This window comes from Pseudoalteromonas ardens (genome assembly GCF_030125445.1).
In the GTDB taxonomy this organism is placed as follows: Bacteria; Pseudomonadota; Gammaproteobacteria; order Enterobacterales; family Alteromonadaceae; genus Pseudoalteromonas; species Pseudoalteromonas ardens.
The window spans coordinates 188,143-205,701 of record NZ_JASJUV010000007.1 but is presented as its reverse complement, the minus strand read 5'-3'; the positions used below and the strand labels follow the sequence as shown (position 1 = coordinate 205,701).

Here is a 17,559-nt window from a genome sequence, read left to right as displayed (position 1 = left end):
TCCTACAAACTCTTAAGCTGACTGGATGGCTGGATCTGCGCTGCACGATAAATTGGCCACAAACCAAATAACACACTGGTCACCACAGACAGAATCAAAGTCATCAGCATGATCTTCAGATCCATTTGCATAATGGTGACATTGAGATAGGTGAATATTTGCTGGATTAGCTGCAAACCCAGCTGCGCAAATATCAGACCCAGTACGCCCCCTAATATACCAATCAGAAATGCCTCACACAGGAACTGCCAGCAGATGTCGTTACGACTGGCTCCCACAGCTCGTCGTAGCCCTATTTCACTGCCTTTACCATAAAACTTGGTCATCATCAGGCTCATGCAATTGAGCAAACAGGCCAGTAAAAAGGCAAACGCCAGCCACACTGCCATGTCATTTTCGTTACTCAGCACCTCAGCCCAGCGCAGGTATTCATCAATGGTGAATAAGCGACTGAGATTTTCTCTGGCAAACCGACCTGCCGATTTTTGCTCATCAACATAGGCATTGATAAAATCCATATAATCAGCTCTGTCTTCGGCTGACTCCAGTTCAGCCCAATAAAACAGCCAAATACAATCAGACGCAATGAAAACGCTAAAATCGACATCTTCAACGTCTTGCCAACAGGACCAGGTTACGTCGTTATGAGAAAAAATTTGTTGATTAATCTGATATTCCAGCGGTACAAACAGCGCCTCAGGGTCCTGATATGCCTGTGAAGATAAATAATAGAATCTCGGGATCGGAAACCAGTCGTCCATCACACCAACAATTTGCATCAACGACTCACCCAAAACAATATGGCGGCCCACCGAGTTGGCGCCTCCAAACAACTCATCATTCAGGGCTTTGGTGATCACAACCACCGGATTACCTGAACTGTCATCCTGTTCAGACCAGGCATTACCATATAAAAATGGCACCTGAAACATAGAAAAGAAATCGTTGTGGGTGGTGCGTATCATACGCATTTGTGCATCTCGGCGATTTTGCTCCTCAGCCCGGCTCATTATTTTAAACAGCCCGATGGCCGTTTCCTGCTTCGCCTTCGCGGCCGCTTTGAGGCCTCGGACATCCCGGTAAGAGACCATTGCGGGTATCTCTTCCTGGCCATCGACCATCAGATAAGGCTGATCAGGCCCCCAGGAGCTTAGTTGCACAGTAAACAATCTGTCACTTTTTGCTGGCAGGGGATCTTTGGTCATCATATAACTCACGGTATATGTCACCATCGCCGCAGCAATCCCCAAAGCGATAGTGCTCACCATAAGCACACTCAGCAATGGTGTTTTGCGTAAGCTGAGCCACGCCAGCTTAAAATAATAACTCAACATATGTGTTCCTAAGCAATCGCCTGCTCTGGGGCAAGACGCTCACTCAGCACACCGTCTTTTATCTCTATGATCCTTTGTGCCTGACTGGCCTGCTCCGTGTCATGTGTCACCATTAAAATACTCGTACCTTTGGCGTTGATATCTTTAAGCAGGGACATAATGCCATCAGCCATCTTTGAATCCAGGTTACCTGTGGGTTCATCCGCCAACAAAAATGCCGGGCTGCCCGCCAATGCCCGTGCGATTGCAACACGCTGCTGTTGACCACCAGAGAGCTGTTGTGGGTAATGATCTTTTCGACTTGCCAGACCGACCTGCTGCAAGGCGTCCATAACTCGCTGTTTGCGCTCACTGTTGCTAAAGCTGCGATAGCGCAGCGGCATTTCGACATTGTCGAATAAATTCAGTTCCGGGATCAGGTTAAACCCCTGAAAGATAAAGCCGATTTTCTCATTTCGTAAGCGCGACTTTTGCTTATCTGACAGGCCTGTGACATCGTTACCATCGAGCAAATACTGCCCTTCGCAATATTCTTCCAGCAATCCTGCAATGTTCAGGAAGGTTGTTTTACCTGAGCCAGAAGGACCAATAACAGCAACAAACTCGCCCTGCTGAACTTCCAGGTCAAATGGTTGCAGCGCTTGAGTTTTTACCGTATCCGTGTAATAAGCCTTCGCCAGTTTTGACATTTTAAGCATTAAAATTTCCTTATGGATTGTCTTTATTCTTGTAATTCTGGAGCTCGTTCACTCCTACAGCGACAGGCACACGAGACATGCCTGCCCTCAGGACAACGCGCTGGCAGCTTGAGAAGCTTATGTCTAAAATTAAGCACATAAGCAATCCGCCAGCGAACTCAAGAAGGTACACAAAAAAACATTTAAAGTCACGTTTTTTAAACGTTCCATTAAACTAAAGATGTCTCTGATTTTATCTACTACATTTGTTGTAGGTATTTGAAAGTAATAATTAAGCGTATTTTTAAGCGCTTAGATTTGTTAACAAAACAAAGTGCTGCTTACCCGCTTGTCGCGCACATAGTTTTTCGCTTATTTGACTTGTCTAAACGAGGGAAACATGACCGATATTATTGAGCCATTCGTACATTATCTGAACCAATTGCAAGCAATACTGGCACGCGACGACATTAAAGATGAGCTACTAATGCGTCGTCTAAGCCCTGACATGTTTCCATTTCACCAGCAAGTTTCAACCGCCGCTGCACTCTCGTTACGATGCTGCTGTCCTTTATTTAACAGAGAAGTCGCGAACTTCAAGCGACCCATTGTGAGCGTCGCAGATTTACAAGAAGAAATAGACGACACTCTGGACTATCTAACGCAATTACAAGACGTCTCATTGGACGAGATGCCCACAAGTATTACTTTTGTGGCGGGGTTTACCAACCATACTCTGGAGCCTGAGAAGTACTTTCAGCTTTATGCCTGGCCCAACTTTTTATTCCACTTCTCAATGGCATACGCAATACTGCGCGCCGCAGGCATTCCCCTGGGCAAAGGCGACTTTGATGGCTTTCATCGCTACCCCGCAGGATTTTCATTTCCTTCCTGAACAGACCTGGCAAGCCAACAAACCAGGGATGATAACAAAGGTGTCTCTTTGTCCCCCAAAGTTGGCTTTGCTGCTCTGACGTAGTTCACGCAACGAACAGCACGTCAGCAGACTCCCGGGTAACCCCTAACGGCCCTTAACCTTCCTAAAGTTATGAGCTTGTTTGCCGATACATGTCTAACTTTAAGTAACAAGGATAAGGTTATTTATGAAGCTACACTTTCACACTTACCCCAATCGGACAGATCACCTCTTTGACCGGCAAACCCGCAGTGCTCAGGAAGCACAGGATACAGATCACGCAGCGATTGCCGACTCAGGAACACCTATCACAGACGAGCACTTAAAAACATTGCTCCCGGAAACCCCGAACCGTCCAGCCTCGCCGTTCACTTACCCAAGACCCAGTGCTGAACGGTCTGACTATGTTGGCTTTAAGCGTTTTCATATTGTCAGCCAGCATAGTGCAGACACGGAACATGGTCAGCTGAGTAAAGAGTATGCTTATGGCGACCTGAGCGACACAGAAGACATCAATGCGTTTCTCGCCCAACTTGACCGTCTGTCACCCGAGCAAAGGAATAAACTCGAGCACATTAAACCCAGTAAATCTCTGCTATCCATCGCTGAACGGCTAGATGATGAAGCGCTGTCTCAACTTGCAGATATATTAATAGACGCTGGCAGTACACCTATTTTTTCTGAACAAAGACGAAACCAGGTGCCAGACCAACTCGTCGACGCACTTGCGGCTTTGTCTGATGACGTGCTGGGAGATACCATTGCAACCCTTGCCAGTCTGCGCGAACAAGGTGCAAGCTATCAGGCCCCAACTTCACCGGTTAGTCTTGATGAGCATGGTCAGGAGCACCTGCTAATGGCCTCATATGACCGCGAGAAGTTCTGGAAACATAAGATCAATCAACCCGTGGAAGAGATTGAGCTGCTGCATACCTTCAGTGATTTACTGATCAGCGGTAAATTTAAAGGCGAAGATCTCAGTACGCTGAATACCCACCTGCAACAAAGTACCTTTGAGCAAAGCCGCGGCATACTGGATATGGCCACAGTCATTAAACCTTTTGAGAAGCACAGCATGCTCGAGATGCTGGATGAAGCTGACAAAGACAGCGAACCGAACATTTTTGCTTACCTGAGTCAGCAAGTCGACCTGTCTGCCCACCGTCAATACTACCAGAGCGAGAACAACGATATGGTGGTACAACAGGATCTACCGCCGAGTGACTCTGATCGTGGCCGACTCTACTCTGATATTTTAACTGCTTATGATGAATATGGGCTGGGGTGGATCAATGATGCACTGGAACACGTGGCAGATACGCCGCCACAAATACAACGGCAACTGTGGAGTCAACTGTTGGATGATGCAGCGCAATTTGAAGATCAGTTTATCCGCTCAGATGCGTTGGAAAGCTGGGCAAATCAGGCGATCACTCCAATTTTGCATGCATTTCATGATCAACAGATTGAGCGCATTCGCGAATTTAACAGTGAACGTGAAGTGCCTGATTACCTTGGTAACCTCACTTACTTTGGCAGTATGCGTCAAGCGACTATCTCAGCCACTGATACGACAGAGTCCATACAGAGTCGTGCCGTAAACAATAACCATTCTGGAGAAGAATAAAACGGGCGCAGGGAATGCGCTTTTTGTTATCCGGGCGCACGGTGCAAAGGTTGCAGCCAAATATAATTAGGATATGATACCGAACACTTAACCAAGCTCATTACACTAATAACTCACAGAGCATGATGTATGACCAAAAGATTTTTCACACTGGTACTGCTAGTAACGGTATTCGTTTCCCAGGCATGGGCCTCAACCTTTAAACTCGACAGACATAGAGTAGTTCTGGATCAGGACATGCGCCGGGGCGAACTGCGCATTTATAACACCTCTGATAGCCTGCAAAGCTACCGGATATCGCTTATCGACATGCAAATGGATAAAGAAGGCATATTGAAGTTTGCACAGCAATATGAGTTTTCTGCCAAACCTTACTTGCGAGTCGGGCCACGTGTTGCCAAAGATGTTTTACCCAAACAATTTCAGAAAGTTCGGCTAATGAAAAAAGGCAAAATCCCGGAAGGAGAGTTTCGTGCACACCTCATGGTTGAAGCACTCAGTGGTGATGACCCAACGGAGCAAAGTGGCGCTATTCAGGTTAAAGCCAATTACAAGGTTGTCATTCCCGTTTTCATCAAAAACACTTCCTCAGTCACTGAGCTGTCGATTGGCGACATTAAATTCAGTAAAGATGCCAGCAATCTGATAGTCAGACTGAACAAACAAGGCCCGGGGCACACCAGTGCAAACCTGGTAGTCAAAGAGGCTGAAGAAGAGCTGTTTCGGGTGAATCAATTCAGCCTATACCCAGAGCTCAGTCAACGGGATATGACATTACCGATTGAATACAAAGAGGTTGCCAGTAAAAAATTGACAATTCAGCTGGAAGATGTGGAGTCTAAAGAACCACTAAAAACTCTCGACGTCACCATTACAGAGGACCTGCTGAAGTAATGGCTGTCGGCTTATTGACTGGATTATGGTTAATTGCTTCTGCGCAAAGTGTCGATACATTGACATATCTTAAGCAACAACAACGCCAGGCTAGTCAATTTAATGGAGTCAGTATCAATTTATTGGCGCCCATGACGTTTCCCCAGTTAAAACAAACGCCCGCAACCTGGGATGGTGCTTTTTGTAAGGCCAATGGAAAAAAAAATAAAAAAGCCGTAAAAAAGTCACTTTGCCCTGGTTTAAGAGGCTACAAAGCAGAGTTTGAAATTAGCGGTGAGCCCAGAAGCTACGTGGACATACACGTTTTTGGCAATGAAACCAAACAGGGTCTTACCTTTACAGTACAGAATAAATCAGGAGGCTTTAGCAAGCGCGTAAGAATAAAAAAAAGTGGAGTTGGCACATTTAGTGCAGGAGGTATTATAACGCTCAGTAACGCTCATGAAACAGGCAGCGGAGAATACGCTTTCAGCTACACAGTTACTGCGCTATATCAATAATAATTAAGGAAATAAACAATGTTTAAAAAAGCCTCCAGCACACTTGCACTGTTAGTTATGAGTTTTGGTTCAGCCGCAGCGACTTATCAGGTTGATGTTAACCTGGTGGTTGAGCGCGCACCACTGCAAATTGCACAAACAACCGCTATGAGCTTTCCTGAGCTTTTGGTAAACGAAGCGTCGAAAAACGGTGACTCTTGTTACGCCATAGAAACGCCAATGCCAAACCCAATCGCATCAGCCCTGTGTAACGATGCTAACGTTGGCGGTAAACGTGCTACTTTTACCGTATCAGGCACGCCTCACGCACAAGTTGTCTACACATTTTCAGCACCCGATCAGACGCAGGATGGACTTCGCTTTACCATGACAGACATGACAGCAGGTGCTCAGCTTGATAACGCAGGTGAAGCCAGCGTCTCATTCGCAGCAAGCATTGTACTGGACGACAAAGACGTCGCAATCAATGCACCTGGTACCAAATCATTTAGCTATGACTTTGTTGCAGCTTACCAGTAATATCACCAAGTTCCCTTAAAGGCCCGGCCCAGCCGGGCCTTTATCATGCAGTATCTATACGTTTTATTCTTTCTATTGTCATTTTATTGCACGCACACTTCAGCCCGGGAAGTAGGCGATATTGCCGACTTTGTGTTTGCTGATCTGTATGTCGACCAGCAAAACTTTCCCGAAGGGGCAGAGTTAATCACCGACAACTACGAAGATTATTATTTATCCCAGAATAACCTCAATGCCTTGCTCGTTAGCCACCTCACTATTGACTCGACAGGCAACCGCTTATCCGGTGAAATTTGGGGTGAACAAATCAATATTGAACTGGATGAAGCACACTGGGTCACGTTAGATGGAGAGCCCCATATCCGGCTCGACGTGTTGTCGGCACTCGGCATTGAATCAGACTTTAATACGCGCACTCAGGTGCTGGTTTTTGACACCCGGGAAAGGCACCCCAGTTCACAGGAAAAAAAACGCGAGGCGCGAAAAAATATCCTTGCTGCAATGCAGCGAAAACGCGCTAACCAGCTTGTTTTGAACGACCAGTATCAATGGTACACAGCACCTTATGTCGATGTGCAACTGTCTGCATCGGATAGCAAACAAAATTCCAGTGCTTCAGCCTATGTTTCTGTTAATCAGGATCTAGCACACCATCAGGCACAAATCATACTCACTGACTCTGACAACGATAAACGCAACGGGCGCTTCCAGCTCTCCCGTACTCTCACTGAACTGAGCGAATATCAGTTTGGCGACTTACAAGGTCTCACAGGCGCACTGCTGCAAACCGGCGGAAGCGGTTTAGGTGTGCAATATGGGGCGACGCACAGCAGCGCGAGCAAACCACTCATCATCCAGGGCTATGCAGAGCCCGGTAGTGACGTCGAGCTCTATCGCAATGATGTACTGTTTGATCTGGTGCGGGTAACAGCCAACGGTCAGTACCGTTTTCGACCGCTCCAGGTGTTTAACTCAAATCACAGTTATCACTTGATGATCCAGTCACCAGACGGAAAACGTGTTCGCCGGGCAGTCTCCCATCAGGCGCATTCTGGCTATAAACCCGGGCAGTGGTATACCAACTTGACAGCCTACACAACCAAAGCATCAATACTCAAAAAAAGACGCTTTAACCCACAGGAAAAATACCTCAACTCGCAATTGAACTATGTTGTCAGTGCCCGGGACGAAATAAACCTTGGTGGCGAATGGCTGGAAAACACCCGCCAGAAAACATTCTTATGGTATCTGGGCTGGGAACGGGCAAATAGAGCAACCGATGCCAAATGGAGCCTCAAAGCAGGCGGACATGAGCAGTTCCATTATGATCTGAAATGGCTGACCCCACTGAGTAGCACACAAACTTTAAGCCTTGCGTCCCAGCGAGGTTATGGTCAGTTTGGCAAGGAAAACATCAATACGCTGAATTATGAACAGACATTCAATCGCTGGCAGCTTAGTTCAACTTTAGGCCTAAGCCAGATAAATCAATTACATTATAAATCTGTTGATGGCTACCTCAGCTACCAGGCCGACTCAGGCAGTGTCAGCACAAACGTCAGCCAAATAAGAGGAGATGACGCACATGAGCAGCAATACTCTATGATTGGTAGCCTGTTTGGCAATTGGGGCAGAGCGAGGTTTAATTGGAACAAGTCAACCGGCTTGTTTGAACAACATTCGCTGGCCCTGAGTTACGCCAATCAGTTCAGCGGCTATCACGGTTCTTTGCAACTGCGCCGCTCCTTCACTCAGCGCCGAAATACCACATCGTTTTCGTTATCAAAAACCTTCGATGCGATGGCAGTCAATGCCAGTGCCACCTACCATGAAAGCAATGGCTGGCAATTTGGCTTATCTTGCTCATTTTCGTTTTACGGGCCAAGGCCGCTCAGCACCATCAGCAGCCAAAGTGGTCGACAAAGCAGTTCCGTCAAGCTGCGCGCGTTTTACGATCGTAATAACAATCAACGATTTGATGAGCAAGACCAGTATTTACCTGATATTGCCGTGATGATGCATGGCAACAAGGTTGACACTGTCCCTCATCCACAAGCCAGAACAGTACTTCACCTACCCGCAAATCGTCCTGTGACACTGGAAGTAGAACACAATGAACTGGACGTTCTCTACTTACAACCTCAGTTTGGACTCATAGAGGCCGACCTGCATCCAGGTGCTCAGCCCATTGTTGACGTTCCGTTTCACCTGCAATTCGAAGCTGAGGGCATCATTTCCCTGCGTAATGCCGACGGCAAACTTGCGGACCTCACTGGCCGGGTGGCGCTGCAACTGACCCGAGAAATCAGCGGTGAACAAACCATCATCTACACAGAATCAGATGGTTTTTTCTTTTTTGACAAGTTAAAGCAGGGAAAGTATCACCTTGAAGTCTCTTCACACTATCTGGCCCAAAAGGCGCTTACCTGTGACCCTTGTCAATTACGCTTTACGCTGGATGAAAACAGCGAACAGCTGGTCATACTGGATGATTTGACACTGTTTCCAACTCCTCCGGAGCAACCCAAAAGCTAGCGCTTGCGCCAGCTAAACTGACGCCGATAGGCACTGGGTGTCATACCTGTTTGTGCTTTAAAAAACTGATTAAAATAGGCTGCACTGAGAAAGCCGCATTGCTGTGCCACCACCCCGATAGGCCGATGCTCAGTAGCCAGTAAATGCTGTGCACGCTGACAGCGCAGCAGCGCGCAATACTGCGAAAAAGAACAGCCGAGCTCTTGCTGAAACCACCGCTTTAACGTCGCTGTGCTGACATTGATGTGCGCTGCACACTGGGCCTGACTGGGCGGATCATCAATCCGACGGGCAATGAAGGCCTGAACACGCGCTAACCGCTCTGAGATACGCGAATGAGCAAGCCGGATCCCTTTGGCTGGACAGGCGCGCAGCTCAGTCAGTATCTCACATAGCAAAGTCAACCGACCAACCGGACTTTTCGTATGAAGCGCAAGACACCGTTCACGCACCTGCACAGCAGCATCCCGACTGAAGACCAGCCCACTTTCAATACGCTCAAGCCAGCCTTGCAAGTCTGCCAGCTCCGCAATGGCGCAGTCCAATAATGCCTTAGGCCATAACACCACCACGACCAGCTCAGCCGTGTCATTGGGTGCCTGACTGTCCCAGGTATGGGGCACTCCGGGTGCAACCAACGCCAGATCAATGTCATCAAACTCATGAATGGCAGTGCCGATAAATCCGCTGCCTTGTGCTCCGATAGTCAGGATCAGCTCAAAGCAATCATGCAGATGCCACTCAAACATGACCTTTTGTTTTTCGATGTATTTAACTTGCACTGATTGATTCAGTGCAAATCGGATCGGTACGGGTTTTCCGGTATTAACAGTCAATTGGAGCCGATATATATAAATAATGAGCTAATAACTAAAATATTAAGTGGTTTGTTTGGCAAAGTAAATGCTCTCTAATGTACCTGGATGTAACGATGAATTTTGTTTTTGATTTAGATGGCACGACCGTATTCCATGCCCAGCGCATGCATGATGACATCAAAGAGGGCCTGTTAGCACTGGAGCGTCAGGGTGGTCAGTTATACTTTGCCACAGCCCGGCCTCTGCGAGATACACTACCTGTATTGCCTGAGTGCTTCTGGCATCACCCCATCATCGGCTGCAACGGTGCCATGTTCAGTCAAAATAAAGCAGTGGTTAACGCACATTGCTTCGATCCAATGCAAATAACCACCGTGCTTAACTGGCTGGACAATCACGAGATTGCGTATTTATTTGACGGTCACTGGCAGTATGCCATCTCGGATAAGCCGCACCATTTTCATCAGCATGTGGCCGAACTCGGAATTCCGCCTGGCTGTAACCAGGCCCTAAGGCATGAGCCCATAGTTAAATTACTGGTGCTGGAAGACCAACATCATGATCAGGTCAAGCATATGTGCGAACAGACATTGAGCCATTTTGAAGTCTATCACCACAATGGCCACCATTGCTTTGATCTGGTCCCTGAGCGCAGCAACAAGCTCACAGCACTGCTGGACCTTGGCCTGAATATGCAGCAAACCATGTGTTTTGGTAACGATGTCAATGATATTGCAATGCTGGAAGCTGCCCGGCAAGCCTATGTTGTCGGCGAACAGATCACACCCAATTGCGACTATATTCAGTTAAAACAACAAACTGTGGCATCGACCTTGATAAACCTGGCAAAAGAAATGAAACATGATAGCCAGCTGTAAGTTCAGTTGAACAAACCGCTAAACCATAAAAGGAGAGAAAATTCGCCGCTGCTGAGAGCGGCGAATAAAAGGTTAAGGCTGACTTGCAACCAGTACTCTGTCTAACAACACCGAGCTGCCAAGCTCTGCTCCATCATCAGACATATCCGAAGCATGTGCTGCCTGCATTAAACGCTCAAAGCTGCTCTGTACAGCACTTTGTTCGCTCACTGTAAACAACCTGCCTGCCACATCCTGAGGGGTTAACACCACCGAATCGGCAAACTGAAAATGCTCCAGTTGATAGGCGTCCTGCGACGTTTCATCAAAATAGTTAAGAACAGTCACACTGCTTGTCGCAGACAACTCGATAATCAGATCCGACTCTGATTGTTTAAACTGGACGTCTGTAGAGCGCGCTGATTCAAATTTCAAAGTCTCTGAGCGGGATGCCGACTCATCAAAATTGTTGATCATTACATGCCCTGCCTGAGCACCGATCACATAGGTATCGTCACCACCGCCGCCGATAAGGTAGTCATTTCCACCACCAGACATGATCCAGTCATCTCCTTGCTTACCATCGATCATATCAGCACTTGAGCTGCCCAATAAGGTGTCATTGTTAGCCGCTCCCGAGAAGCGTGACTCAAACTGCGTTTCATCAGGCAAGTTATCATACTGAACGGAGCGCTGCCTGCTGGGGTTTGCCATGCCAAATGCAGAGAAGATCTGATCCGCAGAAATGCTCGAACCGTCCGAAAGCTGAATTTGCTCTACCACAAAATCACCGCCAAGGAACCAGTTTTTAACCGTTAACTTATCACCGCCAGAGCCGATATTTAGCACCAGGTTATCGCCCGACTTTTGCAGACCACGTGCAACATCTGAAAAACTAATCCCTTGTAGCTCAATTACATCATCGCCACCATGGGTGTTGTCAATCACATCCTGACCATCACCAGCTCGGAATAAGTAACGGTCATGGCCTCGGCCACCTATCAAAACATCATTGCCTTTCCCACCCGACAGCGTGTCATTGCCAGAAAGCCCTTCAAGGATTTCATCCCCCTCGGTGCCGCTCAATGTATCGTTTCCGGCAGTCCCATAGGAAACCGGCGTTGCGGGTGCTTCCGGGTCCGGTAATGGCAAGCCAAAGGCACCATAAATTTGCCCCGTATCAAACATGCCACCGGTTTCGAACTGGAATAGCTCGACAATATTATGACCACTGGCAAAAAAGCCTTCTATCGTCAGTGTGTTCTCATTACTGCCGTTAATCCTTAGTACAAGATCATCCCCGGAACGGGTAAGGCCAGACGCCACATCCGAAAACGTAATGCCATTTCTAAATATGACGCTATCAACACCATGACTGTCTCGGATAACATCTTTGCCGCTGTCGTAGAGGTAATAGTCATCATCACGGCCACCCAATAAGATATCATCACCAGCACCGCCTACCAGATCATCCGAGCCTGCGCCGCCACTCAAGACATCATCGCCATCGCTGCCAGTCAGGATATCCGAATTACCACCGAGGTTTTCCACTGAAGCGGTGTTGTCTGAGCCATTACTGTCACCGCCGCCAGCTGGATCTCCAGTACCCGGGTCGACAACGACATTTTGCTCTATCTCACTACTGCTAAGCAATGTGCCATCTGCAAACTGTAACGCGTTGATTTTGTAATGCTCTGAACCCATAAACCAGTTTTTAACGGTTATAGTGTCGGCTTCACCTGCGATTTCAATCACCAGATCTTTATTCACTTGACGGAATACGAGATCTTCTTTTCGGATCCCCTCACCAAAGCGGATCACATCATGCGAGGCTTCAGATTGTGGGCTGGGCATGCGAGGATCCCATTCAGTAATCGTGTCCTGACCGTCACCCTTGTTGAAAATATAAGTATCATTTCCCAGACTACCGAAAATTTCATCATTCCCTTTACCACCCTCAAAGGTGCCTGATACCCGATAAAAATCATGAAAGTAAGCCATTAATTTATCATCACCTTCTCCGCCTAGCAGGTGATTATCATCAAAAAAGCCAGCTCTCAGTTCGTCGTTACCGGTACCGCCATCCAGATAACCATTGCCCTCAATGAGGTCGTTACCTGCACCACCGTATAGTTTAGAGTAAACCTGACCGTGAGAAATAATGGTGTCGTTGCCACCCAGGCCATGGATCTCAACAGCTGATTGAGATTTTCCGTATAACTGGTCGTCACCTTCAGTGGCCGTATTCATCAACTGGAACAGATCTTCATAGGTCAACTCCTGGCCGTCAGAAAACTCTATTACTTCAACCGCTTTATAACTTTTGCCATCCCCCCAGAAGTAACCATCCAGAAATATCTGACTGCCATCTTCTTTCGCAATAATGGTCAGGTGATCTTGCTCTCTGACGAATCGCACATCAGCCAGGGTGATCCCATCTTCAAATACAATGCGGTCGTTTTGTGAACCGGACTCTTCAATAATGTCCTGTCCCCAGTATTTAGAAAACAGGTAAGTATCTTCGCCTGATCCGCCTTGTAATATGTCGTCATCATACCCACCGTCTAGTCGGTCATTGCCGAAACCGCCAATCAGCTTATCCTGACCTTCCCCTCCGACCAGGTAGTCATCATCCTTGCCACCATCCAGCGTATCGTTATCATAGCCGCCAAACAGCCTGTCAATGCCCTCTCCTCCATTAAGAGTGTCATTGCCTCCTCCGCCGTAAAGTGTATCCCGGCCTTCGCCACCTTCAACCTGATCGTTTCCAAGCCCACCTGTCAGGTGGTCATTGCCTTGCAAACCCTGGATGGTATCGTCTCCAGCTCCACCCTCTATCAGATCCGGCTGAGTAAACCCGACGATCACATCATCAGATGCCGTAGATGCTAATATGTTGGCCTTGATCTGTTCATAGGTAATCACTTCACCATTGGCAAAATGAAATTCATCAATATGTGCAGTGATGCGCATAACACCGAATTCAGTCTCAGACGCAAAGAAACTTTCGACCAGCAATGAGTCCTGACCATGTTCAATCAACAAGGAGTCATCAACACGCTTAAACACCATGTCGCTGAGCAATATGCCGTAGCCAAATGAAATGACATTGTGTGGATCATAGCGCCAATCAGCATTGATGAGATTGCCATCTTCATCAAGGTAGGTCTCAAAGCTCTCTGATGGTGCGAGTAACTTGTCTTGCCCCCACCCTTGCTCAAAGTAGAAGACATTATCACCCAATGTGTCTTTTAATGTATCGTTACCCGTACCACCCGAGATAAAGTCGTCGCCGCTGCCACCTTCCAGATTGTCATCACCGGCACCCCCAAACAAGGCATCATCGCCGGAGCCCCCGTTGAGCGTATCATTGCCTTCATCACCAAACAGCTCATCATGACCATGATCACCGTGCAAAATATCCTGGCCAGTGCCACCGTATAAATCGTCATTCCCTGACTTGCCACTCAGCTGATCATCACCTGCATGACCATACAGTATGTCATGCTCATTGTAGTTACCTTCCAGCGTATCGTTCTGCGCGTCTCCATTTACCGTTAACAACTGCTCCTTTACCTCTGAAGCAGTCATCTCAGTGCCATCGTGAAACTCAAATACATCAATTTGCTGGTGCTGACTGGTAAGGTAGTCGCGAATGGTAATGGTCTCGCCACTGGGCGAGATTGTCAGTACGACATCCTTATTTTGACGCGAGATATGAATCTGCTCTTTTGTGACACCCGGACCAAACACGATTTTATCGTGTGCATCTGACTTATATTGCGAGTTATCATTGATGATGATGTCATTGCCATCTCCCAGATCCCACAGGTACACATCATTACCTTCGCCCCCAGTCAGAGTATCGTTGCCCTGGCCACCACGCAGTATATCCTCACCGTTATAACCGCTTAACAAGTCATTCCCTGCTTCGCCGTTTAACTCATCGTCCCCAAAGCCTCCATTTAACGTGTCATTACCAATATCACCGAACAAGATATCATTATCGGCACCGCCAAACAGACCGTCATCCCCCGCACCTCCTGTGATAAGGTCTTCTCCGGCGCCACCATATATACGATCATCGGTTTGACCGCCCGACAGATAGTCTTTTTTACTGGTTCCATTTAATATGCTTTGCGATGATGTACGCCTTACAAAACTCAATTCGGCTAACGCTGCACGTTTGGCAGGGTCACGCACAGCAGCGACAATCTCAGCCTGCATGCGAGGATAGAAATGCTCGAAGACTTCTAAGTCCGACTTGCCATTTTCTTGTAACAGAGCAACTTCAGGAAACATTTCTGATTCACTGATCACGCTATCGGTAATGGCCAGCAATTTACCAAAGTCACTGTTTTCCAACTCTGCTCTCTTTTGCGTATCAAGCAATAGAATACGCAGCTCATCTTTAACCAGATGATATATATCAACCAGCATAGAGTGACCAGGCTCAGAATAATGATTCAGTATATCGATATATCTGAACAGATAGTCGCCATGTACTTTGCCATCTTCTATATCAGTAATAAGCTGGCTCACAGATGCTTCTAATTCCACCGTGTCATCGTCGAGAAAACCAAGATATGGTGCCAGCGTAGAAGTCGATAGCATCTGAAAGTAAATACCTTCCAGCGTTTCGTCAAAGAGTGCTTTTCCTTCCCCCTCCAGAAAACCCAGCCGCCAAAGTGTGATTTCTTCACCCCAGAGCTTTTCGATAAACTGCACGTAACCAGAATTAATACCTTGTGTTGGAGAGTCGGCTGGAATACCCGTCCACTGCCAAATTATGCTCGCCATCATGTTACGCTGCACAACCGGATCCGTTTCTTGTGCAAAGGCGCGCACCATATTTTTTAACTCGTCGCCTTCTTCAAGTAACATGGCATATCGCAGCGACGCCATGTTGCCGTAGCCGTCAGCGTCGGGTAACGCCATTATCTCAGCAGGGATTGTCTTGTCTTTACTCTGGTGAATTTCAATAGGAATGGTATTAATCGTATCTCGCTCAAACCATAAGCTCTCCGTTAATCCTTGGCTGCCATCCTCTTTAGTAAAATAACCAGCACCACGATGGTCTACCCCATTGGGATCCACACCGCTGCCACGCGCAGTCTGTAATGACAACTCTGTTACATTCAGCTCAGCAAGGCTAAATAACTCCCCTTCATCACTGACGCCATCACTGTTTAGATCCTGCCATACTTTTAGCTCGGCAAAACGCTCGTCCTCAGCATTAATGATGCCATCACCATTACTATCAAACTCCGCCAGTGCCTCATAGCCATCTCTTGCAAGTGTACCGTCGGCCAATCGGGTTTCTGTACCAAACAGTTCACCGCCGCCGTTGACTATGCCATCCTGATTTCGATCTAAGAACAAAAAGCCATCGTCAGGTGCCAGCCAACTCACCCTTTCCGCAAAACCGCTATTGTCTAAATCAAAGTGCACGCCATTTTCAAGTGATTTAGTTTCAATGCCATCCCCATCTAAATCCAGTGCCAGTGGATCTTTGTTCACAGGCGGAGGCGGGGGAGGCGGCTTAGGCTTGCGCTTTGGTTTCGGCCTTGGTTTTGGCTTTACCACATTGCCGCTGTCGTCATCATCTCCATTGCCATTACCAGTACCACTATCAGGCTGGTAGGGAACGTAAGGTGTACCATCCGGATGAATCAGTTTACCCGTGATCACATCTCGCAGCACCAACGTCGAATAGTCCACAAACTCACCGGTATGAGTGTCTATCAGCTCAACACCGGGAGGACGTAAATTGGTAGAGGCGTCTTTGTAACCTCCTTTAGTGATCGAGCCATCGGTATTAACCCAAAGTTGATCACTGGGGTGAATATCCTGCCCCATATAAATAAGGTAGGGTTCTATTGGAAGGCCAGTACCAATTTTACATTCAAACCCACCGACCGGAAAATCCGCCGAGTCCAGCTCGGTTTTAAGCTGACCAACAAGATCATTAAATTTGGTGAACATGGCTTTTTTACGATCGTCCGCCAGCAGGCTATGCTCACCCTTGTTATTGACATCGACAACATTATTGAGATAGTTATTAATCTTGCCCTTTTGCTCACTGAGTAACGAATACAATTGCTTTTTTTGCGCCAGTGTCATTGATTCCAACACTTTAAACGCTTCCGCAAAACGGCGCTCCTGCAACCCATATGACCTGCCATCAGCCTTGCCATCATCGTTGAAGTCCTTGGATCTATTACTGCCAAACAGCACTTCATAAAAAGCATTATGAATGTTACCGCTGACAATCGCAGCTGACAGGTTTTTACCTACCATAGCCTTGGTGCCGCCATTAAAGGCCAAAGATAATACTGTGGTACGCTGCGACTCACTCAGCCCATCCCAGTGGGCTTTGGCATCGGCTTGACTTATTTCCTGGCGGCTCGCCAGGGTTTTAATAATTTGCTTTTCATAATCCTGCATGGCCGTGTCGAAAATGGGCTTCATGGCCTCTTTGGCTGCAGAGTCATCACCAAACTCACTAAAACTAAAGGTATCCTTTGCTTTGGCCTTTAATTCGGGAGCGGTAATTTTATCTTTATACTTTTTTAATATATCATTTATTTTTTTGGTGTTGGCACTGAGCGTACTTTTATTCCATTCTGCTTTATCGATGACCTTTTTAATTTCACCTTTAAATAAGCTATAGTTATCTTTTCCTATATTATCATTGCTATAACCCAGCTTATCCAGCACTTGTATAAGCACATCTTCATTTCTAAGGTTGTAACCAACACCAATTGTTGGTATCCCTTTATGATCAAAGTAGATGTCTTTTTCAACACCTTCATATTTTGATATAAAATCAAAAATATTATTTTCACTAGTCAAAACACACTCCTTTCGCGATTAAATAAA

Annotated in this window: 11 protein-coding genes; 7 read left to right on the top strand and 4 right to left on the bottom strand. The window is 47.0% G+C overall.

Going from position 1 to position 17,559, the window contains the following annotated elements; genetic code table 11:
* Nucleotides 1–2: 2 nt before the first annotated feature.
* Together QNM19_RS19470 and QNM19_RS19465 are read right to left on the bottom strand one after the other, a co-directional pair.
* Nucleotides 3–1,334 (bottom strand): ABC transporter permease, encoded by a 1,332-nt coding sequence (locus QNM19_RS19470; protein ID WP_284027120.1) that lies wholly within the window; start codon nt 1,332–1,334, stop codon nt 3–5.
* Between the two features lie 8 nt (nt 1,335–1,342).
* Complete coding sequence (locus tag QNM19_RS19465; protein ID WP_049863544.1) at nt 1,343–2,032, bottom strand: ABC transporter ATP-binding protein; 690 nt, start codon at nt 2,030–2,032, stop codon at nt 1,343–1,345.
* 379 nt (nt 2,033–2,411) lie between these two features.
* Between QNM19_RS19465 and QNM19_RS19460 the strand changes: the two genes are divergently transcribed.
* From QNM19_RS19460 to QNM19_RS19435, 6 genes are all read left to right on the top strand, one after another.
* Nucleotides 2,412–2,906, top strand: coding sequence for a DUF1993 family protein (locus QNM19_RS19460; RefSeq protein WP_049863542.1), 495 nt, complete (start codon nt 2,412–2,414; stop codon nt 2,904–2,906).
* A gap of 208 nt (nt 2,907–3,114) precedes the next feature.
* Nucleotides 3,115–4,554: a hypothetical protein gene (locus QNM19_RS19455; RefSeq protein ID WP_049863541.1), complete on the top strand. Its 1,440-nt coding sequence runs from the start codon at nt 3,115–3,117 to the stop codon at nt 4,552–4,554.
* 129 nt (nt 4,555–4,683) lie between these two features.
* Nucleotides 4,684–5,448 (top strand): fimbrial biogenesis chaperone, encoded by a 765-nt coding sequence (locus QNM19_RS19450; RefSeq protein WP_049863540.1) that lies wholly within the window; start codon nt 4,684–4,686, stop codon nt 5,446–5,448.
* Nucleotides 5,448–5,948, top strand: coding sequence for a DUF4402 domain-containing protein (locus tag QNM19_RS19445; RefSeq protein WP_284027119.1), 501 nt, complete (start codon nt 5,448–5,450; stop codon nt 5,946–5,948). The genes QNM19_RS19450 and QNM19_RS19445 overlap by 1 nt, the downstream gene beginning before the upstream one ends.
* An 18-nt stretch (nt 5,949–5,966) precedes the next feature.
* Nucleotides 5,967–6,467, top strand: a complete 501-nt coding sequence (locus QNM19_RS19440) for a DUF4402 domain-containing protein (RefSeq protein ID WP_049863537.1) — start codon at nt 5,967–5,969, stop codon at nt 6,465–6,467.
* Nucleotides 6,468–6,512: 45 nt separating this feature from the next.
* Nucleotides 6,513–9,002: a hypothetical protein gene (locus QNM19_RS19435; RefSeq protein WP_049863536.1), complete on the top strand. Its 2,490-nt coding sequence runs from the start codon at nt 6,513–6,515 to the stop codon at nt 9,000–9,002.
* Here QNM19_RS19435 and QNM19_RS19430 read toward each other — a convergent pair.
* Complete coding sequence (locus QNM19_RS19430; RefSeq protein ID WP_049863535.1) at nt 8,999–9,784, bottom strand: AraC family transcriptional regulator; 786 nt, start codon at nt 9,782–9,784, stop codon at nt 8,999–9,001. The genes QNM19_RS19435 and QNM19_RS19430 overlap by 4 nt on opposite strands.
* A 149-nt stretch (nt 9,785–9,933) precedes the next feature.
* On the opposite strand from QNM19_RS19430, the gene QNM19_RS19425 reads away from it, so the two are divergent.
* Nucleotides 9,934–10,698 (top strand): HAD-IIB family hydrolase, encoded by a 765-nt coding sequence (locus QNM19_RS19425; protein ID WP_284027118.1) that lies wholly within the window; start codon nt 9,934–9,936, stop codon nt 10,696–10,698.
* A 72-nt stretch (nt 10,699–10,770) separates the two neighbouring features.
* Here QNM19_RS19425 and QNM19_RS19420 read toward each other — a convergent pair whose 3' ends face one another.
* Nucleotides 10,771–17,532 (bottom strand): calcium-binding protein, encoded by a 6,762-nt coding sequence (locus QNM19_RS19420; RefSeq protein ID WP_284027117.1) that lies wholly within the window; start codon nt 17,530–17,532, stop codon nt 10,771–10,773.
* Between the last annotated feature and the right edge of the window lie 27 nt (nt 17,533–17,559).